This is a genomic window from Novosphingobium sp. SG919, assembly GCF_012932495.1.
GTDB lineage: Bacteria > Pseudomonadota > Alphaproteobacteria > Sphingomonadales > Sphingomonadaceae > Novosphingobium > Novosphingobium rhizosphaerae.
On the sequence record NZ_JABCNG010000001.1, the window covers coordinates 1,777,206 to 1,803,372 of the forward strand.

25 protein-coding genes are annotated in these 26,167 nt (G+C 67.2%); 12 read left to right on the plus strand and 13 right to left on the minus strand.

What is annotated here, in order from left to right:
* Positions 1–150: 150 nt before the first annotated feature.
* The 3 genes from FHT19_RS07975 (at position 151) to FHT19_RS07985 (ending at position 2,492) form a co-directional block, all read left to right on the plus strand.
* Complete coding sequence (locus FHT19_RS07975; protein ID WP_168555018.1) at positions 151–825, plus strand: LuxR C-terminal-related transcriptional regulator; 675 nt, start codon at positions 151–153, stop codon at positions 823–825.
* The gene (locus tag FHT19_RS07980; protein WP_169474512.1) at positions 815–1,243 is read left to right on the plus strand and encodes a BLUF domain-containing protein; all 429 of its coding nucleotides are present in this window, start codon (positions 815–817) and stop codon (positions 1,241–1,243) included. The genes FHT19_RS07975 and FHT19_RS07980 overlap by 11 nt, the downstream gene beginning before the upstream one ends.
* Positions 1,244–1,355: 112 nt before the next feature.
* Positions 1,356–2,492 (plus strand): GGDEF domain-containing protein, encoded by a 1,137-nt coding sequence (locus FHT19_RS07985; RefSeq protein WP_246865918.1) that lies wholly within the window; start codon positions 1,356–1,358, stop codon positions 2,490–2,492.
* Between the two features lie 11 nt (positions 2,493–2,503).
* On the opposite strand, the gene FHT19_RS07990 is transcribed toward FHT19_RS07985, so the two are convergent.
* Entirely contained in the window at positions 2,504–5,239 is a 2,736-nt protein-coding gene (locus tag FHT19_RS07990) for a TonB-dependent receptor (protein ID WP_248290315.1), read from the minus strand.
* A gap of 43 nt (positions 5,240–5,282) precedes the next feature.
* Entirely contained in the window at positions 5,283–6,089 is an 807-nt protein-coding gene (locus tag FHT19_RS07995) for an EF-hand domain-containing protein (RefSeq protein WP_169474513.1), read from the minus strand.
* A 176-nt stretch (positions 6,090–6,265) separates the two neighbouring features.
* On the opposite strand from FHT19_RS07995, the gene FHT19_RS08000 reads away from it, so the two are divergent.
* A complete protein-coding gene (locus FHT19_RS08000; protein WP_169474514.1) occupies positions 6,266–6,991 on the plus strand; it encodes a response regulator transcription factor in 726 nt (241 codons plus the stop codon).
* Positions 6,988–8,295: a HAMP domain-containing sensor histidine kinase gene (locus FHT19_RS08005; RefSeq protein ID WP_169474515.1), complete on the plus strand. Its 1,308-nt coding sequence runs from the start codon at positions 6,988–6,990 to the stop codon at positions 8,293–8,295. The genes FHT19_RS08000 and FHT19_RS08005 overlap by 4 nt, the downstream gene beginning before the upstream one ends.
* Here the strand turns inward: FHT19_RS08005 and FHT19_RS08010 are convergent, their stop codons facing one another.
* Together FHT19_RS08010 and FHT19_RS24375 are read right to left on the minus strand one after the other, a co-directional pair.
* Positions 8,296–9,057, minus strand: coding sequence for a GntR family transcriptional regulator (locus FHT19_RS08010; RefSeq protein WP_168555024.1), 762 nt, complete (start codon positions 9,055–9,057; stop codon positions 8,296–8,298). It abuts the gene before it with no gap.
* A gap of 401 nt (positions 9,058–9,458) precedes the next feature.
* Entirely contained in the window at positions 9,459–9,638 is a 180-nt protein-coding gene (locus tag FHT19_RS24375; RefSeq protein WP_248290316.1) for a hypothetical protein, read from the minus strand.
* Positions 9,639–9,642: 4 nt separating this feature from the next.
* Between FHT19_RS24375 and FHT19_RS24595 the strand changes: the two genes are divergently transcribed.
* Entirely contained in the window at positions 9,643–10,062 is a 420-nt protein-coding gene (locus tag FHT19_RS24595) for an HU family DNA-binding protein (protein ID WP_348982485.1), read from the plus strand.
* A 36-nt stretch (positions 10,063–10,098) separates the two neighbouring features.
* Positions 10,099–10,386, plus strand: coding sequence for a hypothetical protein (locus FHT19_RS08020; RefSeq protein WP_169474517.1), 288 nt, complete (start codon positions 10,099–10,101; stop codon positions 10,384–10,386).
* Here the strand turns inward: FHT19_RS08020 and FHT19_RS08025 are convergent.
* Both FHT19_RS08025 and FHT19_RS08030 read right to left on the minus strand, forming a co-directional pair.
* Positions 10,377–10,847 carry a GreA/GreB family elongation factor gene (locus FHT19_RS08025; protein WP_169474518.1) on the minus strand — a complete coding sequence of 157 codons (471 nt, stop codon included), beginning with the start codon at positions 10,845–10,847 and terminating at the stop codon, positions 10,377–10,379. The two genes, FHT19_RS08020 and FHT19_RS08025, sit on opposite strands and share 10 nt — an antisense overlap.
* Positions 10,844–12,166: an Hsp70 family protein gene (locus tag FHT19_RS08030; RefSeq protein ID WP_169474519.1), complete on the minus strand. Its 1,323-nt coding sequence runs from the start codon at positions 12,164–12,166 to the stop codon at positions 10,844–10,846. Before FHT19_RS08030 ends, FHT19_RS08025 begins: the two co-directional genes overlap by 4 nt.
* Before the next feature lie 250 nt (positions 12,167–12,416).
* Here FHT19_RS08030 and FHT19_RS08035 point away from each other — a divergent pair, with 250 nt between their 5' ends.
* The 4 genes from FHT19_RS08035 to FHT19_RS08050 all read left to right on the plus strand — a co-directional run bounded on the left by FHT19_RS08035 (position 12,417) and on the right by FHT19_RS08050 (position 15,808).
* Positions 12,417–12,974: a DUF159 family protein gene (locus tag FHT19_RS08035; RefSeq protein WP_169474520.1), complete on the plus strand. Its 558-nt coding sequence runs from the start codon at positions 12,417–12,419 to the stop codon at positions 12,972–12,974.
* Positions 12,975–13,155: 181 nt separating this feature from the next.
* A complete protein-coding gene (locus FHT19_RS08040) occupies positions 13,156–14,160 on the plus strand; it encodes a diacylglycerol kinase family protein (protein WP_168555030.1) in 1,005 nt (334 codons plus the stop codon).
* Positions 14,157–15,050: a hypothetical protein gene (locus FHT19_RS08045; protein ID WP_169474521.1), complete on the plus strand. Its 894-nt coding sequence runs from the start codon at positions 14,157–14,159 to the stop codon at positions 15,048–15,050. Before FHT19_RS08040 ends, FHT19_RS08045 begins: the two co-directional genes overlap by 4 nt.
* Positions 15,047–15,808, plus strand: a complete 762-nt coding sequence (locus FHT19_RS08050; protein ID WP_169474522.1) for a nucleotidyltransferase family protein — start codon at positions 15,047–15,049, stop codon at positions 15,806–15,808. Before FHT19_RS08045 ends, FHT19_RS08050 begins: the two co-directional genes overlap by 4 nt.
* Before the next feature lie 10 nt (positions 15,809–15,818).
* Here FHT19_RS08050 and FHT19_RS08055 read toward each other — a convergent pair whose 3' ends face one another.
* Entirely contained in the window at positions 15,819–17,132 is a 1,314-nt protein-coding gene (locus tag FHT19_RS08055) for an oligosaccharide flippase family protein (protein WP_168555033.1), read from the minus strand.
* Complete coding sequence (locus FHT19_RS08060) at positions 17,129–18,331, minus strand: hypothetical protein (RefSeq protein WP_169474523.1); 1,203 nt, start codon at positions 18,329–18,331, stop codon at positions 17,129–17,131. Before FHT19_RS08060 ends, FHT19_RS08055 begins: the two co-directional genes overlap by 4 nt.
* Positions 18,332–18,435: 104 nt before the next feature.
* Between FHT19_RS08060 and FHT19_RS08065 the strand changes: the two genes are divergently transcribed.
* Complete coding sequence (locus FHT19_RS08065) at positions 18,436–18,978, plus strand: DUF2141 domain-containing protein (protein ID WP_169474524.1); 543 nt, start codon at positions 18,436–18,438, stop codon at positions 18,976–18,978.
* Here the strand turns inward: FHT19_RS08065 and FHT19_RS08070 are convergent.
* The 5 genes from FHT19_RS08070 to FHT19_RS24750 all read right to left on the minus strand — a co-directional run bounded on the left by FHT19_RS08070 (position 18,968) and on the right by FHT19_RS24750 (position 26,120).
* Positions 18,968–19,564: a TetR/AcrR family transcriptional regulator gene (locus FHT19_RS08070; protein ID WP_169474525.1), complete on the minus strand. Its 597-nt coding sequence runs from the start codon at positions 19,562–19,564 to the stop codon at positions 18,968–18,970. The genes FHT19_RS08065 and FHT19_RS08070 overlap by 11 nt on opposite strands.
* Before the next feature lie 88 nt (positions 19,565–19,652).
* Positions 19,653–21,395, minus strand: a complete 1,743-nt coding sequence (locus tag FHT19_RS08075) for a GGDEF domain-containing protein (protein ID WP_169474526.1) — start codon at positions 21,393–21,395, stop codon at positions 19,653–19,655.
* A 223-nt stretch (positions 21,396–21,618) separates the two neighbouring features.
* On the minus strand, positions 21,619–24,081 hold the full coding sequence (locus FHT19_RS08080) for a TonB-dependent receptor (RefSeq protein WP_169474527.1): 2,463 nt from the start codon (positions 24,079–24,081) through the stop codon (positions 21,619–21,621).
* Positions 24,082–24,150: 69 nt separating this feature from the next.
* Positions 24,151–24,828, minus strand: a complete 678-nt coding sequence (locus tag FHT19_RS08085; RefSeq protein ID WP_169474528.1) for a response regulator transcription factor — start codon at positions 24,826–24,828, stop codon at positions 24,151–24,153.
* Entirely contained in the window at positions 24,825–26,120 is a 1,296-nt protein-coding gene (locus tag FHT19_RS24750) for a HAMP domain-containing sensor histidine kinase (protein WP_169474529.1), read from the minus strand. The genes FHT19_RS08085 and FHT19_RS24750 overlap by 4 nt, the downstream gene beginning before the upstream one ends.
* Between the last annotated feature and the right edge of the window lie 47 nt (positions 26,121–26,167).

Consider the following 26,167-nt stretch of genomic DNA (forward strand, 5'->3'; position numbering starts at 1 on the left):
TTCCCAGAACTGTTTGCAATCGTTTTGCATATTGTTGCAAATATCGCGTCCAGCGGTGCCACACCGTAGCCCTACGGTATTGGCCGCCGTGACCCCGAACTAAAGCTGAATTCGGTTATAACAGAGGAGGTTCGGCCATGCCGGACCGGGATGGGCGAAATCATCGTGCCGCAACGCACCGTGCACATCGTGGATAGCGATACCCTGCATCGCCGGGATGTGACCCTGATGGTGCGTAAGCAAGGATTGGACTGCCACCCCTTTTCGCAAACCGCCGATCTGGAAGAAGCGCTCGGCTATATCCAGGCCGGTTGCGTGCTCATGGCCTGGCGCGGGGCATCGCCCGAAGCCGATGCCAGCACGGATGATGATGAAGGCCCTGGCGCCATGGTGCGCAGCGTGCTTGCGTTGCGGCCGGAAATGGCGGTCATCGTCATGGCCCAGGCGCCAACCATCCGCGACGTGGTCGAAGCGTTGCGCGCGGGCGCGGTCGATTTCCTGGAGATTCCGATCCGTGTCGAAACGCTGCGCCCGGTGCTCGACCATGGCTTTTCCATCCTGCCCGCACGCGTGGCCAAGCAGCAGCGCGTGGGCCAGGCCACCGCGCTCACCACGCAATTGACGCCCCGCGAACAGGAAGTGCTGCGCGGCGTGGTCGCCGGCCTTACCAACCGCGCCATTGCCGAACGGCTGCACATCGGGGTACGCACGGTGGAAATGCACCGCGGCAATATCATGCAGAAGCTGCAGATGGACAATCTGGCAGCGCTAATCCGCTTCGCCATCCTGACCGGCATCCTGGACCAAGGCCTCGATGCGGCCTGAAGCGACGGTGCCGCTCGGCCATTGGCTTTACGTCAGCCGCTGCATGGTGGCGCCCGCCTGGGCCGCCAACACGGTGGATGCGCTGGTGGCGCAGGCGGTTGCCCGCAATGCGCAGCTGGCGTTGACCGGCGCGCTGCTGTTCACCGGATCACACTTCGTCCAGGCGCTGGAAGGCCCCGAGCCCGCGCTGGCGATGATGCGCGCCACGATCTGCCGCGATCCTCGCCATGCCGGCATCCGCACGCTTGACGAAGGCACGCTCGCGCAGCGGCGGTTTGCGGATTGGTCGCTGGCCTATGCCGGCGGCTCCGCCTACCTTGCCGCCCAGGTGCAGCAGGCAATCAGTCTGGCCGATCGCGTGCCCACGCTGGTTCGCCTGCTGCAGGCCTTTGCCTTTCCTGCACCGCGCCCGGCCTGAGCCAATGCGATGAGCAACAAATATTAACTCTGTGACGTGATGTTACGCATAATGAAGGACTGCGTTCGCATTTGGCGGCGCGGTGCGGAGTATGGCCCCAGTGCGCAGGACAATGTTCGAAACGAACGCCGGCACCCATCCCGATACCGCCATCGGTGGGGCCGCCTTGGCCGATCGGGTCTATGCCGAGCTGGTGCGCGGGCTCTATGCTTCGGTGCTGCAGGCCATCTACATGGCCGTGATCTTTGCCACCTATCTGGCGCTGGTTCTGCATGCCACGCTCGACATGCCGATCATGGTGCTGGGCGGCCTGGCCACGCTGGCATGGGCCACGCGGATCACGCTGACCATGCGCTTGCGCCACCACGCGTTGACCGCCCTGCTCGATCGCGCGGCCGCGCGGCGGCTCGAACTGTATTTCGCCCTGCCCTATGGCGTGTTTTCAGCGCTGCTTGGCCTGATCGGAGGCCGCGTGTTCTGGCTGGGCCACGCTGATGCGCGCACCCTGACGATCTGTGTCCTGGTCGGCTTTTGTGCGGGCATCGCCACGGGCGTGGGATCGCGGCCGCGCCTGGCCACGGCGTTCATGGCCCTGGCGATGGCGCCCACGCTGTTCGTGGCACTGCTCGAAGCCCACCCGCTGTCGATCGGCATGGCGTTCATCGCCACCGCTTATGTCACCGGGGGGCGGCAATCGCTCAAGATGCGCCACGACATGGTCATGGCCGAAATCGGTCACCGCCTGGTCTCGCTGTCACTGGCCCGGCGCGACAACCTGACGGCCTTGCCCAATCGCCTGGCCCTGCGCGAGCATTTCGAGGCCAATGCCCAATTGATGTCCACCCACGGCCTGATCGCGGTGCACTACCTCGATCTCGACGGATTCAAGCCGGTCAACGATGCCTATGGCCATGCCACCGGCGACCGGCTGCTGGAGCAAGTGGCCAACCGGCTGCGCGGCGCGATCCGCAACGGGGATATCGTGGCGCGTCTGGGCGGTGACGAATTCGCCGTGGTCCAGTTCGGCCTGTCCCGCGCCGAGGAAGCCACGCTCCTGGCCGAGCGTTTGCGCACCACCATTGCCGATCCGTTCGAACTGGATAGCCACACCATTCGCATTTCCACTTGCGTGGGGACGGTGGTGAGCGACAACCGCGCCGATCCGCTCGACAGCCTGCTTCATGCCGCCGACGCCCGGCTCTACCAGGCCAAGCGCGCACGCGGCGCCCATCCGCGCCGCGTGGCCTGAGCCCAAGCCGATCAGAACACTCGACGCACGCTGAGCAGCACGGTCCGCCCCAATGGGTCGATCGTCGCCGGCTGATAGGCGGCCGGTGTTGCCCCGCTGGCATCGGTTACGCGCTGGCGCCGGTTGAAAAGATTGTCGACGCTCAACGACACGCGCGTGCCCCTGGCCCAGGCCTGCCGGGGGAAGCGATTGGCCAGGTTGGCAAACAGCCGCAGGTCCAGCGTGGCCAACGGAGCAAAGCGCAAGTTGCCCGCGCTAGTGCCGCTGTCCATGTGCGCTGCACTTTTCCAGCTGCCTTCCAACCGCGCGCCCAGGCCATTGTCGGTAACGCCAAGGTTCGCATCCACCGAATGCCGCGCCTCGGCCGATCCGGCGAGCGTGCCCCCTTGGAGCAGATCGACCGCAGCCGTCCCCTGCTGCAACACCGCGCGGTCGCTGAAAATCCAGCTATGATAGACCGAAAGCTGCAGCCTGGCGCCGTTGTCGCCGCCGCCAAAGCCCCCTGGCCCGCGCGGACCAAACCCGCCGGGGCCGCCAAAGCCGCCGGGCGGCGGCCCCATCCCCGGCGGTGGGCCCATGCCGTCAGGCGGTGGTCCCATGCCATCCGGCGGGGGAGGCATGCCATCGGGCGGCCCGTCAAAACCGCGCGGCGCGCTGGGATCTTGCGGGCGATTGCCATCCACCACGATGGCGCTGTCTTCGCCACCGCCGGGCGGGGGTGGCATGGGCATGTCATTGTCCGCCGCAGCGGGAGATCCATCGCCGGTTGACGGCGCGGCGCCTTGCTTGCCGGCAAGCCCGGCGCGTGAGTCCAGCCAGGGCGGACGCATGCCCGGCGGTGGCATGCCTGGCGGCAGCGGGGGCCGCTTGGCGGCGCGCAGCACCTGGGTGAAATTGAAGCCCCAGCGCAACTTGTGGGTTTCCTGCGAGGCGATGTTGAGCGCGCGGCTGTCGATCGACACCAGCGTGCCTTGCGCATCGCGCACATAGCGATCTGGAAAGGCATCCATCAAGGCCACCGTCGCCCCGCCGGGGCTGACGATGGCGTTACGGTTGCGCACTTCGATATAGTTGGCCGTCAGCGTCAGGTTCACCTTGCTCCAGGGCTTGACCGTGGCCGCCAGCTTGAACACGTGCCGGTTGTCGGCCGCGAGCGCCGCATTGCCGCCCGTGATCTGCGTCACCAGCGCGGTCTGCCCCGTGGCCTGGTCATAGACCCTTACGTTCTGCGTCGATACCAGCGGCCCGCTGCGCTGCGCCAATGTGGGGGCAGATCGGTCTTCGTCCACCGCGGCGATCAGGCTGATTCCGTCGCGCGGCACCCACGTGAGGCCATAGCCCAGCGTGCCCAACGCGCCATAATCGGATACCTGCGTTACTGATGCGTTGAGATTGGCGGTCACTTTGCCCAGCGCGCCCAGCACGCCCTTGCTCCGGCTGGCGATGGGCAGATCCAGGCTCAATTGCCCGCTCGTATTGCTGCGGCTGGCGGTCGATTGGCTGGCCCCGCTTTGTGTCACCGCGCGCGAGCGCAGGCTGGAGAGATCGCCCCCGACGCGCAGCGAAATCGCTGCGTCGCCGGCCGGCAGGTGCACCGCCTTGCCATGGACCAGCACGCTCGCGCTGCCGCTGTCGCTGATCGCCGTGCTGCTGTCACGCAGCATGGCGCCCAACTGGCTGGCCGAAAAGGTGCCATAGGGATCGACCGTCGCATCGCCTGCTGACAGCGCGGTCTGCAACGCCGTGGTGTCGTATCCACGATCGCTGCCGGTGCGCGTATCACCATGGCTGTAGCTGCCGATCAGCGAGAGATGCCAGCGCGTGGAAAGATCGGCGTTGAGCGTCATCCCCGCCCCCGCCGTGGCCGTGCGTGTGGTCTGCTTGAGCGGATCGGACGAGAGGATGCGATCGACGCTGGTGGCCGTGCCATCGGCAAAGGGGCTCGTGGCGGGAATGTCGAGCGTGGCCGTGGCCAGGCCATTGCGCGCATTGCTGGCGGTATAGCTGCCCTGGGCATTGATGCTCAGGTTCACCTTGTCGGCAAGTTGCCGCGCCAGGGTGGCGTTGGCCCCCACCGTCTGCGTGGCTGGTTGCAGGGTGCGATTGCCCGCCTGGTTGCCCAGCGTGCCGGTGGGATCGGTCGCACCGCTGGTGTCGGTGCTGACACCACGATCGCTTTCCAGCAGGGAATTCTGCCCGCTGGCACGCAAGGCCACGTTGGTGCGGTCGTTGTCGCGAATGCGGGTCCAGGTCACGTCGGCCGTGCCGTTTTGTCCCTCACCCTGGGTTGCCAGCCCCGCCGATAGGTTCGCCACCCGCGCGCGAAAGCGGCGGCGCAGGATCACGTTGACCACCTTGGCCTGGGCATCATAGCCATATCGCAACGCGACCTCTTCCGGCAGGATATCCACGCGCAGCACGGACTCGGTTGGCAAGTCCTTGACTTCGTTGATGCCCGAAACACGCTTGCCGTTGACCAGCACCACCGGGCCGTCGTTGCTGCGCCCCTGGTCGCTTTGCGTCTGCGCGGCGATCTGGTCGAGCAACTCGCTCACCGTGCCAACGCCATAGGCGGCGATATCGGCGGGGTTGAGCGAGTTTTCCGGCGGGATATCGCCGATCACCGCGCCTGGCACGGCCTTGCCAGACACGACGATGGCGTCGTTGTCGCCGGCTTGGGCTGGGGCTTGCGCTTGCGCCGGCTTGGCCGCTTGGGCCAGTGCGGGCGCTGCTACAAGCCAGGGCAACAGGGCCGCCCCAGCCAGCAGTGAACCACGGCCGCGTGCCACGTTACTGCCCATCTTGCGGCGGAGGCCCGTTGCGGCCGCCCGGCGGCGGGCCAGCAAACCCACCCGGTCCGCCAGGGCCACCTGGCCCTCCCGGACCGCCGCGGCCCTTGGTCAACTTGCGCATCATTTCCTGCACTTCATCGGCCGAAAGCGTGCCATCGTGATCGAAATCGGCAGCATCGAAACGCTTGCGTTCGAACGTCAGCAGTTCATCCAGCGAAACGCCGGCATCGTAATTGGTGTTGGCGTCCACGATCGTCATGGCGCTGAGCGGCTCGATCAGCAGGGCCAGGACGCGATCCTGCATCTTGGTGCCCAGATCCGGCGCGATGGTTTCGGGCACCGGCCCGCCACGATCGGCCACGGTGCGGTCTTCGCCCGCCGCCACCGAACCCAGGCCCTTCTGCCAGGCCATGAATTCCTCGATCGTGACGTGGCCATCGTGATCGGTATCGATCCGTTCGAACCGCGCGCGGATGATCGCCTCGCGCCGGGCCGCGATCACCGCTTCGAGTTCGGCCAGAGTCACGATGCCATCATGGTTGCCATCGGCCGCGCGGAACATGCGCTCCACCGGCTCATCCAGCGCCTTGCGCTTGATCGGTGCCAGGGGCTTGGGCTGGGCGTCACCGGGCGGAGGACCGCCGCGGCCGCCGCCTGGGCCACCACCGCCCGGCCCGCCCATGCCGCCTCCCATTCCGCCTCCCATGCCACCGCCCATTCCGCCATCCATGCCACCCATCTGGGCCAGGGCGGGCGTTGCCAGCAGCAGGACGGCACAACCAACCAGCGACAATGTCTTGCGCATCAGCCAACCTTTCGATGCGCGGCCAGGGAAAGGAAAAGGAGGGAAGCCGCGCGACAGGCCTGCGATATGGCGCAGGCGCGCAAGGCTGTGGGTCAAGACTTGCGCACCCTTGCGTAAAGTTTTCGAAAAGGCAGGGTGACACAGCGCAACACATCGCCGATGCGCCAAGGTTGCCGATGACTCACCACCTGCCCCGCATTCTGCTTGTCGACGACGATGCCGATCTCAGCGCGCTGTTGCGCGAGTATCTGGAGCGCGAAGGCTTTGCCGTGGAGACCGTGTTCAACGGCGTCGATGGCGTCACCCAGGCGCTGGGTGGCGGATTCGACGCCGTGATCCTCGATGTCATGCTCCCGCGGCTCAACGGTATCGAGGCCCTGCGCCAGATCCGCGCCACCAGCATGGTGCCGGTGCTGATGCTCACAGCCAAGGGCGACCAGGTCGATCGTGTCGTCGGCCTGGAACTGGGCGCCGACGATTATGTGGCCAAGCCCTATTACCCGCGCGAGCTGGTGGCCCGGCTGCGCGCCATCCTGCGCCGGCGCGCGCCCGATCCGGCGCTGCCCGTGGCGGCAGAGGCCCGTCGGCTGACGCTTGGACCGCTCGATGTGCAGGTCGCCGCGCGCCGTGCCACCTGGCAAGGAACATCGCTCGATCTCACCCCGTCGGAATTCAATATTCTGGTGGCGTTGTTGCGCGCGGGCGAAGACGTCGCAACCAAGGATGTGCTTTCGCTGCAAGGCCTGGGCCGTCCGCGCCAAAGCTATGACCGCAGTGTGGACGTCCATGTCAGCAACTTGCGGCTCAAGCTGGAGGCGGCCACCGCCGCGACGCTGGGCATCGAAACCGTGCGCGGCGTGGGCTATCGGCTGGCGCTGGCCACGGCCAGGCCCGGGCGATGAAAGCGCGCCTTTTCTGGAAGATCCTGCTCGCGTTCTGGATCACCTTCCTGGCCATTACCCAAGGCGTCTGGCTGCTGTTCGAGGCCAACCGGCTGCGCCACGCCGGGCCCGATGGGCTGGCCCCGGTGGAGGCTGGGCAAACGATCCTGGCCGCCGGGGCCAACCTGGTCCACATCGGCGGCACAGCCGCGTTCGATCGCTATGTTGCCGGGCTTTCGCCACGCCAGCAGGCCCGGCTGCAACGCCTGGCACAACCACTGCCGCCCGATCCGGTCTGGCTGGTGCAACAGGCAACCACGCCCGACGGGCACGTGCTGTGGCTGCGCTATCAGGTGGCGCCGCGTGGGCCAAGGCCGGCCCATGGCCTGAACGTGCCGCCCGAAATGCTGTTGCTGGGCCTGCTGGGCGGCCTGGCGTTCAGCGCGGCCTTGGCCTGGTATCTTACCAGCCCGATCAATCGGCTGCGGCAGGGTTTTGGCGCACTGGCCAGTGGTGACTTGGGCACCCGCCTGGTGCCGCGCATGGGCCGGCGGCGCGACGAGATTGCCGATCTGGCGCACGATTTCGATCGCATGGCGCAGCGGCTGGAAGAACTGGTCGCGATGCGTGACCGGCTGCTTCATGATGTCAGCCACGAATTGCGGTCTCCCCTGGCGCGGCTCACCCTGGCGATCGGCCTTGCCCGCCTCTCGCCCACCGGGATCGACCACGCGCTGGACCGGATCGAACACGAAGCAGGGCGCCTTGACGGGCTGGTGGGCGAATTGCTGCAACTGGCACGGCTTGAACACCAGGATGCCCCCGGCGAAGATTATTTCGACCTTGCAGACCTGGTCGCGGGCGTCCTGGCCGAAGCCCGGATCGAGGCGGATGCAGCCGGCGTCGCGCTGGTCTATGCGCCGGATCTGCCGCCGGAAGAAGACCGCCCTGCCCTGCGCGGCCAGGCGATCCTGGTGCACCGCGCGATCGACAACGTCGTCCGCAATGCCTTGCGGTTCACCCCGCGCGGCGGTGCGGTGCGGGCAACGCTTGCACTGGGTGATGGTGCCTATGTACTGGCGGTACAGGATGAAGGCACCGGCGTGGCCGAAGCGATGCTGGCCATGATGTTCGAACCGTTCGTGCGCGGCGAGCCTGTTGGCGACGGCCAGGGCCAGCCTTCGGGCGGGCCGGGCCTGGGCTTGGCCATTGCCCACCGCGCCATCGCGGCCCATGGCGGCACGATCGCGGCGCGCAACCGTCCGCCCCATGGCCTGGAAGTGACGATCACGCTGCCCGTGGGCACGCTGCCCGCGGCGGGGTGATCAAACCTCGCTTAGTTCGGCAACCAGATCATAGGCATCGCCGCGATAATAGCTGTGGGTGATTTCGATCACCCGCCCATCGGGCAGGAAGGCGCGGCGCTCGATAAACAGGCACGGATCGCCGGCCGCGATGCCCAGCAACTCGGCAATGTCGGCGGAGAAGCTGATCGCCCGTACCCGCTGCAGCGCACGGACCGGGCGGTGGCCGGCCTGCTGCAAGGCAGTGTAGAGCGAATTTTCCACCGTGCCGACCGACGGCAGGCCCCAGCCCGGCACCGTGGCACCTTCGAGCGCCATGGTTTCACCATCGGCATAGCGGATGCGCTGGAAGCGATAGACTTTCGACCCCGGCGATAGGCCAAGCGACAGCGCTTCTTCGGGCGTGACCGACCCTTCGGAACGATCGATCCACTTGTTGCCGGGCTTGCGTCCGCGCGCCATCATGTCTTCGGAAAACGAGGACAGCGCCGAAAAGCTCTTTTCCACGCGGCCGCCGCTGGACTTCTGCACGTTTTCGGAAACGAACGTGCCAGCGCCCTGGCGCCGCTCCAGCAGGCCCTCTTCCACCAGGCCATCGATAGCCTTGCGGATGGTGACGCGGGACAAGCCATATTCCTCGCACAAGTCGCGCTCGCTCGGCAGCGCCGAACCGGCCGACAGTCGCCGGCTATCGACGGCTTGGCGGATGAGCTTTTGCAGGCGCATGTACCGCGGCCCGGCTTCGTTTTCCCGAAGCGCACCAATATGATCGACGAAGCCCATGGCTCTCCTTTACGCCCAAGCACTACGACGGCTGGCGCTTTTCAACAACAGGGATTTTATCCGTATCATAATGGTTATGAATTGAACGCATCCCGCCCCCTCGCCCCCCGAGAATCGGCACGCCACTGTGCCGGGCGAATCCGCCCCGCATCAAGGGGGGCAGGATGGCCCATGCCTCTCGTTTTTGGGTCCATTTCGGAAAATTCATAGGTCTGCGATGCGCCATCGGCCTGCGCAAAACCGGCCCGCCAAAACCTTTGCCGCAGATGCGCAATATGTGCCCGGCCACCCCAGTTCGAGCAGGACAGCGCCACTGCGCCGGGCGTTTTGGTTAACGCCTGATCCACGCTATCTTGCGGAAGATCGCAGGACGCCGCCGGGACTTTTGCACATCCTTGTTTTCAGGCTGTTTCACCTGCAACGATGCCACGATCCGGCGCAGATCGTGCCTGCCAGCGGCGCGACATCGTCGCTTCGCCCAAGGCCTCCACCCGCCCCGCAAACTGGCCATTCAGGCCGGTATTTCCCGTGCCTCGCCCATTGCCAACATCCCTGCTGCACTGCGTCAACAAGCGCTTCATTGCCGTGTCGAGCCGGCCGAAAGCCCGGTTTTCCGCAAGCCCCGCGCCATGCGAACGGACGCAAACCCACGGTTCTTCATCTCTCCGCCGATTTACAGCACGCAAATCAGGCGTTAGGCCCCACGCAGCATTTTGGAGAAACGCTACCATGAACACTACTGAACTTGTCGATGCCGTTGCCGCCAGCCAGGGCATTGCCAAGGCCGAGGTCCGCAAGACGGTTGACGCCGTGTTCGCCGCCATCGCCGAAGCCGCTGCAAAGGGTGAGGAAATCTCGCTGAACGCGTTCGGCAAGTTCAAGGTCAAGGACGTGCCGGCCCGCGAAGGCCGTAACCCCTCGACCGGCGAACCGATCCAGATCGCTGCTTCGCGCAAGCTGAGCTTCGCTCCGGCCAAGGCGCTCAAGGACAAGCTGAACGGCTGATAGCCGCCGCTGGCTTTTTCTTCGGAAAGGCGTTTCGTGGATTTCGACGACCAGATGCGCCGCTATTTCGGCGTGACCGATCCCGGATCGGCCACGCCAGCGGTCCTCGCCGCCGGCATGGAACGCCTTTCCGTTGATTTCGGCCTGGAACGTGATCCCGGCCGGCGCTTTGCGATGTGGGCGCTGATGCACATCCTGGGCAATGCGCCCGATCTCGACGTGGCCTTCCCCGATCCTGCCGCACAGGACGCCGCGCGAAATTTCATGGACATGCTGGACCAGATCCAGCGAGAGGCAGACCTCCAGGCCGGCGATCAGGCCTGATCGCGGCTGCCGATTTCCAGCACTTCCACGGCATCGGCCTTGCCGCCGAAATCCACGCTTTCGCCCGCCTCGGCGCCCATGATGGCCCGCGCCAGGGGCGCGGAAAAGGACAGCAGGCCCGCCGCCGGATCGGCCTCGTCATCGCCCACCAGCGTGATCGTGCGCAGTTTGCCGTTGTGCCGCAGGGTAACCGTGGCGCCAAACTCGACGACTGTCCCCGATGGCGGCGGCATGACCTGCGCCGTGGCAAGGCGCGTGCTCCAATAGCGCAAGTCGCGCCGCGCCGCCTTGAGGGCATCTTCATCGGCAAGCGCAGCCACTTGCGCTTCCACCTCCGCCACCTTCGCAGCAATCTGCTCCAGTCCCCGTGGCGTCACCAGGTTGGGTCCCGTCGGGATCGGCCGCTCGAACTTGGGTTCGAGATGTTCGTCATCGCTTTCGCGGCGAAAAGCCACACTCATGCCGGGTCCTCGTCCTGCGCCGTCCAGGCTTCCATGTCGGCCTCTTCACCGATCAGGGCAAGGCCATGAGCGATAGAGGTCAATTCTTCGCCGCTTTCGATCCGCCCCGCGCCGAACCGATCGACGAACAATTGCCGCACCGCCGGGATCAACGAGGAGCCTCCGGTGAGGAACACATGGTCGATCGCGTCGCGCGCCAGACCGGCGGCAGCCAGCGCCGCATCGACGGTTTCGCCGATCCGGGCAAGATCGGGCGCGATCCACGATTCGAATTCGGCCCGGCGCACGGGCACATCGAGCGCCAGATGCGGGCTTTCGAACGTGAAGCGGGCTTCGTCCTGGCTCGACAGCGCGCGCTTGAGTCGGCCCACGGCGTCGTAGAGCGGATAGCCCAGTTCGTTTTCCACCACCGCGATCATCCGCGCGATCGCCTGGGGATCGCTGGCGGCACGGCGCAGGCGAGCGAGTTCTTCCAGCGTGCGCCGATTGCGCATCAAGGCCAGGCGCGACCAATCGCCGAAGTCGGTGAAATGGCCATCGGGGATTTCCAGCACCTTGTCGAACGAGCGATAGGTGCCCCCCTTCCCCAGCATCGGCAGGATCAGGCGATCCATGATGCGATAATCGAACCGGTCGCCGGCCAGGCCAATGCCGGCTGAGCCGAGCGGCAGACAACGGCGCGCCGCCCCCGGTGCATCGACCCTGACCAGCGAAAAGTCGCTGGTGCCACCGCCGAAATCGGCCACCAGCAGCGTGGCGGGTCGCTGCAACCGCCGGGCAAAGCTGAACGCCGCGCCCAATGGTTCATAGACATAATGGACCGGTCGGCCCAGCACGCCGAACATCGCGTCATAGCGCTGCCTGGCAAGGGCGGGGTCTGGGCGCGAGCCGACATAGCGCACCGGCCGGCCAACCACGACGCGGTCGGGCAAATCGGCCAGCACAGCGCCGCCACGGGCCACCAGGTGGCGCAGGAACACCTGGCCCAGTTCTTCGAACCGCAGGCGCTTTTCGAACAGATTGGCGTGATCGAACGTGGGATTGGCCGCGACCGACTTGAACGATTGAATGAAGCGGCTGCCGCCGGGAAAGTCGAGGAATTCGGCGATCGCCCAGGGCCCGGCTTCATGGGCCAGGGCGCCGCGCGGGCCATCATCCTGCCAAAAGCACAGCGCGGTGCGAAACACGCTGGCGCTGCCATCGGGCGTGGCGAATGGCACCAATTGCGCGTCGCCCGCCCCGGAAGAGCAGGCGATCACCGAATTGGTCGTGCCGAAATCGATTCCGACCGCGCGCGGGGCCGGCGTGGTGGCGGCCATGCACGCCGTCCTTTCAAATGCCATCGGGGCGGGCGGCTATGGCAGGGTGTCTTCCCGGGCGCAACTGCGGCCTGGCGGGAAAAGACCGGTGGGCGATCGCCTAAGCGGATCGCCCACCGGCAGCAGGGTGAAACATGATCTGACGCTAGCCTGCGCCAGTCCGCACGGCAAGGCCAGCCCTGCCATGGCCACATTTCCCGGTGTGAAACGCTTGGCACCACGGCCGCCTTGCCGCACAAGCGCGGCTATCATGACGCTCGCCTACACCCTCGACGCCACCGCAGATGCCGTTGCCCAGGCGCTGGGTGCCGATCGCAATGGCGATGTGTGGGCTGGTGGCGCTGTCCGCGCCGGTGGCTATGCCCCCGTCGTGGTGCGGGGGCGCGACGGGCGCCGACGGATCGTGCCGCGCCAATGGGGCGTGCCGCCACCGCCACGCGGCCAGCATATCGTCACAACTGTGCGCAACGTGGAAAGTCCGTTCTGGATCGGCACCTTGCGCCATCCCGAAATGCGCTGCGTGGTTCCCGCCACGCATTTCCGCGCCGGCGGCCCGCGCCGCTGGTGGCGATCGCCCGATGCCCCGATCATGGCATTTGCCGGCATCTGGCGCGATTCCGAAGTGCCCAGTTTTGCCGTGCTGACCGTCGCCGTCGACACGCTGTCCGGCCCCGCCGGCATGCCCACTTCAGTGCCATTGCTGTTGAATGCGGCGGAGCAGATGCAGTGGTTGGCCCAAGGCTGGAAGGATGTCGAAAGCCTGGTCCGCCCTGTCCATCCCGATTGGATTGCCGAACTGGGTGCGTGATTCCAAAGACTTGCCGCGGGCGGTGCCAAACGCGGGGTGATCTGTGGGGTTTTCCTCCGATTATACGTTTTTTTTGGAAACCTATCTTGGAATCCGGCGTTGCGGTCACCATTGGAGCTTTTCAGGGACCGTCACGTCGAAGCGCTGCGCCTATGGCCGGCGCGATCCAGATCGAGTGGAAATGAGACAGGAATTCAACAACCACGGTGGCGGCGTCGCCATCATTCGCGCCAGGGATTTCGCCCCCCAGGAAATCACCCGGCCCGTGCCCCGCGTGGGCGTGATCGCCAATCCGCGCAGCCACCGCAACCATGGCGGCTCGCGTCCTGCGGCGCTGCCCGAAGCGGTGGTGTTCAAGCGGGAGCCGGCGTCGCGCAACGAACTGGTCAGCATCCTCACGCAATTCGCCAATGAGGGCGTCGAACTCATTGTAATCGATGGCGGAGATGGGACGGTGCGCGATGTCTTGAGCGTGGCGCACATGGTCTATCGCGGCGCCTTGCCGCGTGTGGCGGTGATCCCATCGGGCAAAACCAACGCCTTGGCGCTCGATCTTGGCCTGCCCGCGCATTGGGATCTGGGCGATGCCATCCGCGCCCATGCCGAAAACCGCGTGGCGGATCGTGAACCGGTGCATATTCACTGGAACAACAACGCACTGCCAGATCAGCTGGGCTTCATTTTCGGGCTGGGCGTGTTCAGCCGCGCCACGCTGCTGGCGCAGCGCGTTCACCGCAAGGGCATGTTCAACAACATTGCCGTGGCTTTGACCGTGGCGATGGCCTTGCTCAAGAGCCTGCTGGGCGGTCCGCGTAACAATTGGCGCCGGGGTGACATGGCGCGGGTTTCACGCAACGGCGTGGACGTCTTTGCCGAGCGGGTCTACCTGATGCTCGCCTCCACGCTGCGGCGCATGCCGGTGGGCCTGCGTCCGTTCGGCCGGGCGCGTGACGGGCTCAAGTTCCTGACGGTGAAAGCGCCGCCTCGCGCGCTCTATCGCAATTTCCTGTCGGTGATGAAGGGCAAGGAATCTCCCCAACTGGAGGCGGATGGCTATCTGCGGCGCGACGTGGACAAGGTCTATCTGTCGCTCGATCGCGGGTTCATCCTGGACGGTGAACAGTTCCCGGGCGGCAACCTGATCATCAGCCGCGGCCGGCCGATCCAGTTCGTGGTGGCGGGATGAGCCTGAGGCCCGCCGTCGCGGCCATGCTGGCCCAACCGGTGAAAGCAGAGATCGTGGCCGCCGCGCGGCAGGTCTGCGCGCGCCTGGGCGGTGACGCCGTGCTGTTCTATGGCTCCAACCTTCGGCGCAACGATCTGGAAGGCCTGGTGGATTTCTACGTCATCCACCGCCGCGCGGCGCACGGTGCGGGCGCCGTGCTGTGGCCCGATGTGGGGTATCATGAGGTAAACCTGGGTCAGGTGACAGTGCGCGCGAAAGTGGCGGTGCTCTCGCTCGACCAGTTCCGTCGTGCCGCAGCCGGCCGGGGCATCGACACCACCGTGTGGGCCCGTTTCAGCCAGCCCGCGCGCTTGCTGGTCCATGCCGACGCCGCCATGGCCGAGGCGGTATGCGACGCGGTTGCCACGGCGATCGAGACCGCCGCGCGCTTTGCCTTGGCGCTGGGCCCCGATCATGGCCCGGCAGACGCCTGGTGGCTGGCGCTGTTTCGCCAGACGTATCGCGCCGAATTGCGGGTGGAGCCGCCGGCACGGAGCGACACGATCCTGGCAGGTGACCCCATCCATTTCCGCACCATGCTGCCGCTGGCCTGGGCCAGCCAGGGCATCTTGCTGGGCGGCACGGCGCAGGATTGGCACCCCGATGTGCCCCCGGCCTGGCGCCTGCGCTGGCGACGCGCCTGGGCGGTGCGCCGCACGCTGGGCAAGCCGCTCAATGCACTGCGGCTGATCAAGGCCGCTTTCACCTTTGACGGCGCCGCACGCTATGCCCTGTGGAAGATCGAGCGCCATTCCGGCCTTCGCCTTGCCTTGACGCCATGGCGCGAACGCCATCCGATCCTCGCGGCGCCGGGCGTGCTGCTGCGCCTTTGGCAGGCGCGCCGGGCATGAACGGCTTTTCGGCGCTTGTGCTGGCCGGATCGCGCGGGCCAAACGATCCGGTTGCAGCGAGCGAGGGCCTCGCGGCCAAGGCTCTGGTCACCGTCGGCGGCGTGCCCATGCTGGTGCGGGTGGTGCGTGCCTTGCGCGCGGCTGGCGCCATCCGCGTGGCGGTGGCCGCATCCGATCCGCAAGTCGTGGCACTGGCACGCGAACTCGGTTGCAGCCTGGTTCCGGCTGCCAGTGGTCCAAGCGAAAGCGCCGCGCGTGGTTTTGCCGAACTGGGCGCGCCCATGCTGTTGACCACGGCCGATCACGCGCTGTTGCAGCCGCAGTGGATTGACGATTTCCGCCGTGCCGTGGCGCCAGGGGCCGATGTATCGGTATTGCTGGCGCGGCGTGATGTGGTGGAGGCGGCCGTTCCGCACACCCGCCGCACCTGGCTGCGTTTTGCCGATGGGCAATGGTCGGGCTGCAATCTCTTCCACTTTGCCACGCCGCGCGCGGGCGATGCCTTTGCCCTTTGGCAATCGGTGGAGCGCGATCGCAAGCGTCCCTGGCGGATCGTCTGGCGCCTGGGGCCCTGGCTGTTGCTGCGCTATGGCGTCGGGCGGCTTTCGCTGCGCCAGGCGATGGCACAATTGGGCCGCCGTGCCGGGCTGGCGGTGGAAGCCGTGGCGAGCCCCCACGGGCTTGCCGCCGTCGACGTCGACAAGCCCGAAGACCTGGCTTTGGCCCGCCAGATCGTGGACGGCCCGCCGGCCGCCTGAAACTGCGCGCTTACGTGGCCGCCTCTTCCAAACCATGGCGCATGGCATAATGCCACAGCACCGCGCCCAACAGGACGCTGGCGGCGACCGAGCCGGCAAAGACGCTGATACTGGCGCCCAGCGCGCCGATGCGCGGCAGCAGTACGAGCATCAAGGCGATCTGCAGGGCAACCGCCACAGCGCGGGCGACGGTGGCGGAAAGCGCGCGATGGACCGAGAGCAGGATCGGTTCGAACGCGGCGGCGGCGAGTTCGATCGCGCCAGCCCCGGCCAGCCACAGCAGATAGATATAGCCCGCGCCGAAATCGTGCCCACCCACCAGGACCAGCAGGTCGTGCCCGGACACGGCCACCAGCGCCATGACCGCGCCTGCCGCGCCCAGGCATGCCAGCCCAAGCCGCAGCACGCCGGACCGAAAACGCGCACGCGAGGCGCTGCGGATCGACCGGACGATTTCGGGAAAGGCGGCACGCGTCAACAGGATGGACAGCTTGGACAGCGCATTGGCAAGCTGGGCGGCCAGGCGGAAGGCGCCGGCTGCCTCTGCCCCGGCAAAGCCGCCAACCAGGAGCAGGGGTGCTTGGCGCGCGGCCAGGCCCAACGTGGATTGGCCGTTGGTGCTGATCAGCACGCGCGCAATTCCGGGGTTTTCCGCACGGACGGCGCGCCAATCGAACGTGGCGGCCAACAGCGAACGGACGTCGCCGGTTTGCGCCGCGAGCGCCCAGGTTGCCGCCAAAGTCAAAAGCTCTGCCACCGCCCAGGCCAGCAGGAATCCCGCCAGGTCGGGCCAGAACCACTGGGCCAGGCTGGCCCCGATCAACCGGCCGATCGGCTGCACGCTATCGGCCATCGCTGCCAGGCGAAAGCGATCGCGCATGCGCAGGATGCCCGTGGGGGTGGAGCGCAGCGTGACCAACTGCACCACGGCATAGCCGATGGCAAATGGCACCACCGCGCTATCCATGCCAAATGGCGTGGGCCACAGCAGGAACAGCGCGATGACCAGGCCGATGCCCACGCCGGCACTGCACACCTCGATCAGCGCGGCCGCCTGTTCCAGCCGCCAGGTTGCGCGCGGGTTTCCGGCACCCTCGTGCGCGAGCCCGTATTGCACCACAACTTTCCACGTTTCGAAGCTGACCAGCATGGCCAGCGTCTGCGCCGTCCCGGTGATCAGCGCAAAGCGGCCGAAATCAGCCAGCCCCAGCGTGCGCGTGGCCATGCCGATATAGACCAGCGACAGCACCGCCATCAGTGCATTGCTGGCCAACAGCCAGCCCAGATTGGCAAGTACCCCGCGCCACCGCGATCGCGCGGTCACGCGTGGGCTCCATCCGCGGCGCGTCTCGCAGGCCCGGCCTGGGCCAATTCCAACAGCGCATCGGCCGCGCGCTGCACCGCCGGGTGTCCGGGCTGATGCGAAACCGTATCGTCGAAAATCGCCTCTTGCACCGCGCGATAGGTGGCGTGGCGCGCCCAGGCGCCGGGGATCAAGGCGGCCAGGCCCGCAGCATCGCGCGCCACATCGCCGGCGCGCCAGGCCGGATAAGCCCCTTCGCGCGAACGCGGATCATGCGAAAACGCGTCGAAAAACAGCAGCGGGCGTGGCCGGACCAGGAATTCATAGACCTGGCTCGACACGTCGCCGATATAGGCCTGCGCCGCGAGGGTGTAGGTCATGTCGACCAGCGCCGTGCTGCCGGTGTCGATCAGGATATTGGGCGCCGCCCGCCAGCGTGGATCGATGCCGGGGCGCAAGCGCGCCGTGCGATATTCGAGCGAAACATGCAGTTTCTTGGCAAACAGCATGATGTGCGGGGCAAAGATCAGATTGTAGCCCTGCCCTTCGCCTTGCGTGAACCAATCGAGCAGCGCGGGACCGTGGTCGTACCAGCTCGACAGCAGCGGGTCGAAGTGCGGGTTGTAGACCAGCACAGGATTATCGTTCGAAAACAGCTTTTTCGACTGCGAAAGGTCGATCGTGTCGAACTTGGGATAACCGATCACCCGCAGCCGTTCGGCCGGGGCCACGCCACGCGCCACCATTTCGCGCGCGGTCTTGTGGCCACTCACCATGATCAGGTCGAACCCACCCTTTTCGGGATGATAAGACACCATGCGGTCGCCCGCCCCATGCGGAACATAGGCAAAGCGCGCGCGGCCATCGGGCGCGCGGACCGAAAGGCACGTGCGTTCTGCGCTGACCACCACGCGGGCCGCGTTGATGCGCACGGCGTGATGGCGCAACCGCATCAGCCGGCGCACCGGCGCGACCTTGTTGGGCAGGGCAAGCGTCGCTTCCAGCCAGGCCGGCAGGGCCATGTCGAACCAGCCGACCCGTGCCGCCGCATCAGGGCCCAGGATCGTTTCCACCCGCGCGCGGATAGCCGGCGTTGCCGTGGCACACGTGATGGGTTGGCCCGGCGCGCCCGTTTCGATCAGCGCCCGCGCGATGCCGGCAATATGCGCAACCTGGTGCGGGGCATCGTGATTGAACAGGAACAGAATGTCGTCCGCCATGCGCCGGCGCTCTCTCAATTCATCGAGAATTGCAACCTTTTACCGCTTGGCATGGGCGCGTGCATACCTACATCGCGCGCTGCATGCCGGCCACAGGAGATGCCATGAATAATCACGCCATGATGACCCGCGCCCGCCGGATGGACGCGCGCCTGATCAGCGCCCTGGCGGCTTGCGGTCTGGCGCTTTCCCTGGGTGGCGAAGCCGTCGCGCAAGCACAAGTGCGCACGCCCGACCAAAGCTGCCTGCCCGGCCAGCCGGCGTTGACAGTGGAAGTGAGCGGCTTCGTCAACGATACCGGCACGGTCCGCGCGCAACTCTATGGACCAGGTGGCGCCCGCTTTCTCGACAAAGGGCAGTGGGTCATGCGCATCGAACAGGTTCGCCGCGCGCCGGGGCCGATGCACTTCTGCTTTCCGATCAACCAGCCAGGCGACTATGCGGTGGCGGTGCGCCACGATGCCAACGGCAACGGCAAGTCCGACTGGAACGATGGTGGTGGCTTCACCCGCAACCCGCACCTCTCGCTGATGCGTCTCAAGCCGTCGTTCACGCAAAGCGCGGTGCCGGTGAACGGCCGCTCGGTCAACGTGGCGGTGGTGATGCAGTACCGGCGCGGGCTTTCGATCGGCCCGATTACGCGATGACCGGCTGCTGCTCTGCCAGGCCAAGCTGGGCTGGCAGCACCAGGCGCACCAGATCGCCGGCATCGGGCGTGGAAAGGAACGTGAGCGCGGGCGCGTAAGCGATCTCGAACAGCAGCGCGCCCAGCACTTCGCCCGTTGCGGCGCCGTTGGGAAAGCGGGTGCGCAGATAGCCGCCCAATCCGCGCCAGCCCTCGCGCACGATGTCTTCCAGCCGCGCCAGGCAGGGTGAGCCCGGCGGCAACGTGCGCGCCAGTTCCAGCACCGAGAGCGACCATCCGCCATGCCGCGAGCGTTCCTGCGCCCACTGCGCCAGGATTTCGATCACCGCATCGGCGTCGTCGGCGGCGGCCAGGCGTTCCAGCAATTGTTCGCGATTGCTGACGGCGTCGGCCTCCAACACCTCCAGATAGATCGCTTCCTTGCATTCGAAATTGGAATAGACCGCGCCCTTGGTGTAGCCGGCAACTTCCGCGATCCGTTCGAGCGAGGTAATCGCATAGCCATCGCGCCGAAACAGGTCTGCCGCGGCCTGCAGCAGCCGCTCGCGCGTTTGGGCCTGGCTTTCGCTACGCTTCCTTCGGACCAAATCCAGGGCCTCCCTCGATCGCTGCATGGCAGTCTGCATGCCGCCGTTGCCCCAGGATTAGGCGGCGCCGCCGCGCTGGGCAAGAGGCCTAGGAACCGGACCCGGCAAACGCGGCCCGCTGGCTTACCGTGCCGTCGGAACACAGCACATCGGGCGCGATCACCACGCGGTTGCGGCCCTGATGCTTGGCCGCGTACAGCGCCGCGTCGGCCGTGCGATAGAGCGTGCCAAAGTCATCGCCGGGGCGCGCCATGGCCACGCCCACGCTGACGGTGACCTGGCCTGGCCCAAGAATGGGCGAATGGTCGCAACCGCTCAGCCCCGATCGCACGCTTTCGGCAAGCTGCAGCGCGGCAAAGCGGCCCATGCCCTTGACGAGCAGCGCGAACTCTTCGCCGCCCAGCCTGGCCGGCACGCACGTCGGCGCTTCCCAGCGCGCCAGGCGCTTGGCCAAGGTGATCAGCACGCTGTCGCCAGCATCATGGCCGTGGGTGTCGTTGATAGACTTGAAGCGATCCACGTCGAGCAGCAAGAGCGCAAGTGCATCGCCATCGTCCAGCGCTGCGCCGGGCGCCTCGACGACGCGATCGAACAGCGGGGCGATCGCGGCCATGAAGCCACGCCGGTTGCGCAGCCCGGTCAGCGGATCGCGGCGGGCCTGCTCGTGCGCCGCAGCTTCGGCCACAAGCGCGCGATCCCGCTCGATCCGCATCCCCATGAAGCGGCGGGTTGCCGCCACGGCCAGCCACACCGTCTGCCAGGCGGACGCGGCGAGCACCATCATCTGCGACCCGCCACCCCAGAAGGCGTGGTTGGTGTCGATCACGCCCGAAAGGCCCATCACCAGCATGGGCACCGCCCAAGCGCCGACGAATGCCCGCGCCGCCGCGCTGCCCCGCCGCCATGCGACAACCAGGCAGGCGCCCGCGAGCGCCAGCAGCAGCAGCACAAGCAGGCCCAGCACTTGCGCCCACAGCTCCATCGGCCCGCTGCGCATCAGGCTGAGCGGCACGCCGAGGCCACCACAGACCAGCGCCACCAGCAGCGTGGTGCGCGCCAGCCATGGGGGCAGATGCTGCCGGTCTATCGCCGTGATCAGGCTGAGCGTGCCGAGCAGCGTGGCAAGACACGAAAGCGCGATGCACGCCTGGGCGGATACCGCACCTGCCATGGCGGGCACGAAAAACAGGTGGAACTGCGACCACAGGGCGCCCCAGGCCACCATGCAGGTGGCCCACGCGCCCTGCCAGGCCGGAAACTGGCGGCGCACGGCCAGGGCGAGGCCGAAATTGTACAGCGCGCCTACGGTCAACAGCATCAAGGCCGCACCGATCATGCAAGCCATGGCGGTGGCCTGCAACTGTGCCGCGCCGTTATCGACCAGACGCATGCGCAGCATCGGCGCAGACGCCAGGCGATCGAACCGCAAGACGATCTGGGTGAGCGGCGCATCGCGCAAGGGTGGATCGAACGCGATCTGCCCGCCCAGCCGCCAGCGGGCGCCATAGTTGCCATGCGCCACGCCCTGCCATTCGGCACTGCCATCGGCGTAGAAGAAGCCCACTCGCAGCGCGTCAAAGCGCGACGAGTGCACCATGACCACCGGCTGTGCGCCGGCACGCGCCAGGGTGGTGGCACCAACCTGCAGCCAGAGGCTGCCGTGCTGGTATCCCTGGGGTTCGCCCTGGCAGACAAACTGCCCTGGAAGCGGCAAGTCGCGGCCGGGCGCGGGGGTTGCGCTGATGGCGTGGCAGGTGTTGGAAAGGGTGATCCACTGGTCTGGCGCGGCTGCCCAGGCCGACGCGGCCGGAGCGGCAAACAGCAGCAGCAAGAGCAGTGCGCAGAGCAGGCGGCGCCCCGTGCTTTGGCGCCTATGCCATTGTCTGCCAACGCTTGCTTGCGAACCCGTCATGGTTTGCGTCTTGCCACAAACCCCTGTGCAAATGATTACCGCCCGTCAAAATCCGGCCCGGCGCTGGGGGGAGCGCCGGGCCGGCGGGGGATGGCAGCTGGTCGGAATGGGGGGCGACCGGCCGCCGGGAGGATGGAACTGTTCAGAACCGCAGGCGTGCCCCCACCTGCAGCGAGCGGGGCGCACCGGGGGCCAGGAAGGTGGAATTGACCAGGGGGCGCTCCCCATCGATCACCGGGCCGGCGAATGGGCGTGACACCACCCGGCCCTGCCCGTCGAACGCTGTCGCACCCAGCTGGGCGGCGGTGGCGTAATCCTTGTCGAACAGGTTGCGCACCGTGGCGAAAACGGTCAGCCGCGCATGCGGCCGCGCTTCGACCCCGAGGTTGAACACGGCATAGGGATCGGTCTTGCCTGGGCCCAGGTAATAGACCCCGTCGGCCTGATGCGCGTTGTTTTCGTTGCCGCGGGCATAGACCCCCGAAACCGCCACCATATCGAGGTTGAGCGTCAACCAGTTGGCCGCCTCCCACCCGATCGCGGCCTTGGCCGTATGGCGTGCGAGCAGGGGGATGCGGTCACCGCGACGGATCGTGATGTTCCCCTCAAAGCCGGGCGCTTCGGCATCGCTGCTGCTGTTGCCCGATCCGTTCACCACTTCACGAGACTGGTAGGTGGCGTCGAGCAGGGTATAGCTGGCCGAGAACGTGAAGCGGTGCAGCCGCGCGTCGGCGGACAGTTCGATACCCTGCCGCCGCGTCTTGCCGAAGTTGCGGAAATAGCCGTAGCCCGAGGCATCGTTGGCCACGAACAGGATATCGTCGCTGCTTTGCGTGCGGAACAGGCTGGCGTGAACATGGCCCCAGCGGTTGCCGGCATCCAGGCGCAGTTCCAGCGTGCGGACCACGACCTGGCGCAGCGGCGGATCGCCGGCCAGCGCATTGGGCAGGCGGCAGGGGCTTTCGGGATCGGAACAACCCAGTTCCACGGCAGAGGGCGCCCGGCTGGCCTGGCTCCACGCCACGGACAGCGTGGTGCCGTCGCTGGCCTTGCCGGTAAGCGTGACCGCCGGGTTCACCCGCTGGTAGACCGGGCTGCTGTCGAGCGAGCCGGTGCCGCCGCCCGGCGTGATCGCATCGCGGTTGCGGATCGCCACGCGGTCATAGCGGGCCGCCAGATCGAGCGACAGTGCTTGACCGAGCGCCACGTGATCGAGCGCATAGGCCGAGAGCACTGTGGAGCGCGCCCGCAGATCGACCCGCGCATCGTAGGCGTTTTCGGAATCCTGCGTGCCATCGGCAAAGGCGCCCGGCCCCGCGACCGCCACCACGGTGCGATCGGGCAAGAGATAGCCGAACTGGGTGCTTTGGGTGAAATGGGCAGTGCTGCCCACATAGGACCCGCCAAGCGTCAGGTCGTGCCGCAGCGGGCCGCTGGTCAGCGTGGCCGACGCTTCCAGCGTGGCGCCCCATTCGCTCTGCCGGGTTTGCGAGCGGTTGACCAGTCCGTCGCACTTCTCGTTTGGCTCGCTGTTGAGCAGGACATTGGCGATGCAGCGCCATTTGGGAAAGGGCGTGTTGGCCTGGATTTCGCCCGAGGTGGGAAAACCGGTATAGCCCGCAGCCGTCAGCGCGGCCTGTTCGGCGGCGTTGGGCTGATAGAGGTTTTCACCCAGCGCGTCGTCGTTCACGTCGCCGTTGTAAGTTGTGGTGCGGATGTGCCGCCAAAAGGCATTGCCGCGCAGGTGCAGCCCGCCCGTAAGGCTCGTTTCGCCATTGAGCACCACCATGCCCATGCGATTGCGGGTGTTGTCGGGCGCGGTGTAGATGCTGCGGCGGTCTGCGGCCAGCAGGCGCATTTCCTGCAGGCCGTTGCCGTTGAGGTTGGTATCGGCAAAATGGCCGGTGAGTGACAGGGCAGAGGCCGCGTCGCTCCACCCCAGCTTGGCGAGCGCCCGCGTCGCGCGCGATGGCGAAAGATCGCGCCAGCCATCTTCGCGGAAATGATCGGCGGTCACGAACCAGTCCACGCCGCTGCCGGTCACGCCACCGGCGGCCACGCTGCCGGTCACCCGGCCGAACGAACCGGCAGAGGCCTCGACCGAAACGCCGGGATCGGTCTTGCCGCTCTTGCTGCGCAAGACCAATGCCCCGCCCAGTGCGTTGCGGCCGAACTGCGGCGCGGCGCCGGAAACGAGATCGACATCGGCAAGCGCGCCGGTGGGGATCAGATCCCAGCTGACCACATCGCCGAACGGTTGGTTGACGCGCACCCCGTCGAGATAGACCGAAAGACCCTGCGCCGTGCCCAGCAACGGTGAGGCGGTCAGCCCGCGGTAGTTCACGTCGGGTTGCAGCGGGTTGCCCTGGATCTCGTTGATGGTGACGCCGGGAGCGGTGCGGGCGAGATGCTCGGCCACGCTTACCGCGTGCGTGGTTTCAAGCGCCTTGGCGTTGCCCACTTCGTCGGCCTCGCCCGAAAGCGGCGTTGCCCGCACGATAATGTCCGGGTTGACCGGTTCATCGGCCAGAGCAGGCGCCACGCCAGCGGGTGAAAGGCACGCCGCCAGCGAAACCCCGGCCAGCAGCCACATCCCCTTTGCCATTCCCTGCCCCCTCGTGTCGTTGTGGGCAGTGCCGTAACAGGCCGAAACGCAAAGAACCTGAGCGACCGCTCAGACTGACCCAAAGTATGACAGGCGGAATCCCTGGCCGCGCACCGCCGAAATGCCCAGGCCACAGGGCGACAGCCGCTTGCGCAGCGCGCTGACGGCAACATCCACCGCGTTGTCGGTGATCACGGCTTCGGCGCCCCACACGCGATCGACCAGCGTGGCCCGCGCGACCACGTCCCCACGCGCCAGGGCCAGTTCGGCCAGCAGGGCCAGGCTACGCGGTTCGAGCGCGAGCGGCGCCCCTTGCCAGGCGGCGGTTCCCGCCGTGCGATCGATCACCAGGTCGCGCCAGGCGATCGGCGGGGGCACCAATTGTGCAGCGCGGCGCACCAGCACGTCTACACGCGCCGCCAGTTCGGCAAAGGCAAAGGGCTTGGGTAGGTAATCGTCTGCCCCGGCGGCAAAGCCTTCCAGGCGATCGTCCAGCGTGGTTCGCGCGGTCAGCATCAGGATGGGCATGCCATGCCCGGCGGCGCGAATATCGCGGCACAGGCCCAGGCCATCGGCATCGGGCAGGCCAAGGTCGAGCACCACCGTGGCGATCGGCTCGCGCGCCAGGGCCGCGAGCACGCCCGCCCCCTGGCGCAGCCACCGCACGGCCAGGCCACGTCCGCCCAGCCCATGCACCACGGCGCGGCCGATCCCGGCGTCGTCTTCTACCAGCAAGACCGCGCTCATGCGCGATGCCCTTGCAAGGGCAGGCAAAAGCGGATCAGGCAGCCGCCCGCCGGCTGATTTTCCGCGACGACGGTGCCGCCGTGTTGTTCCACCACCCAGCGCGCCAGCGCCAGGCCCAGCCCGCTGCCGCCGCGCTGGCGGCCTTCCTGCGCCTGATAATAGGCATCGAAAATGCGCGGCAGGTCGCTTTCCATCACACCGGGCCCCCGATCGCTCACCGTAATCTGCGCCGTGCCTTTGCCGGGCGTGAGGCAAACGGCAAGGGCCGAATCCATCGGCGCGAATTTCAATCCGTTCTCGATCACCGCCAGCAGCGCCTGGCGCAGCCATCGCGCATCGCCCTGCATGGGCAATGCGCCGACCGGTGCCGCCAGTTCGATCGTCACGTCCACGCTGGCAGCATAGCTGCGCGCAGCGGCCACCGCCTGCGCCACCACCGCGCCCAGATCGAATGGCGCATCATCCAGCGCCAGGCGGCCATCGTCGGCGCTGGCCAGGCCCAGCAGTTCCTCGATCCGGTGGGTGAGAAAGCCGGCCTGCGCCACCACATGACCCAGGGTTTCACGCAGGAACGCCGGGTCAGCATCCCCTTGGTCCAGCGCCACTTCGGCGCCGCTGCGCAAGGCGGCCACCGGGGTGCGCAACTCGTGACTGGCCTTGGCAAAGAACAACCGGCGCGAGGCGTCCACCGCCTCGATCCGGGCGGTGCGGGCCCGCACCATGGCTGCCAGGGCGCGGTTGCTGCGCCATAGCAACCATGCGCCACAGCCGGCGCAGGCGAGTGCCACGGCGGCCAGCAGGCCGGCCAGGATCATGCTTTGCTGCCCCGCGCGCGCCAGCGCGGCGCGGCCCGCCTGCAATTCGCCACGCTCCTGCGCGTCGATCGCATGGGCCAGGGCCTGCAACCGGGCGTTGGCATCAGGGTGCTGCGCCAGATTGGCCAGCGCCTCGGCGCGGGCCAGTTCGCGGCGCTGGTGATCGTCTGTCTCGCCGCCGGCCTCACGCGTTTCGGCATCGATCAAGGCGCGGTAATCGATCAAGGCCCGGTCCAGCGCGGGGCCAGGCCCGGCCGGCGCCAAGGCCACGATCCGCGCGACTGCAGCGGCCTGCCGTTCCGACAGGCTGGCCAGCAGGAACTGCCGGTTGGCCCCCCGCGCGCTGATGGCAAAGGCCACGACCAGCCCGGCAAGCGCGGCCACCAGCACGGCAAACAGCGCTGCCGCCAGGCTCGCGCCCCAGGCCAGGCGGCGATCCGGCGGGGCCGAAGGGAGGATGACGGCGGCTTGTTCCACGATGCGCCATCATCGCGGGGGGGCCGGCAAAAGCCAAGCCCCCCTCA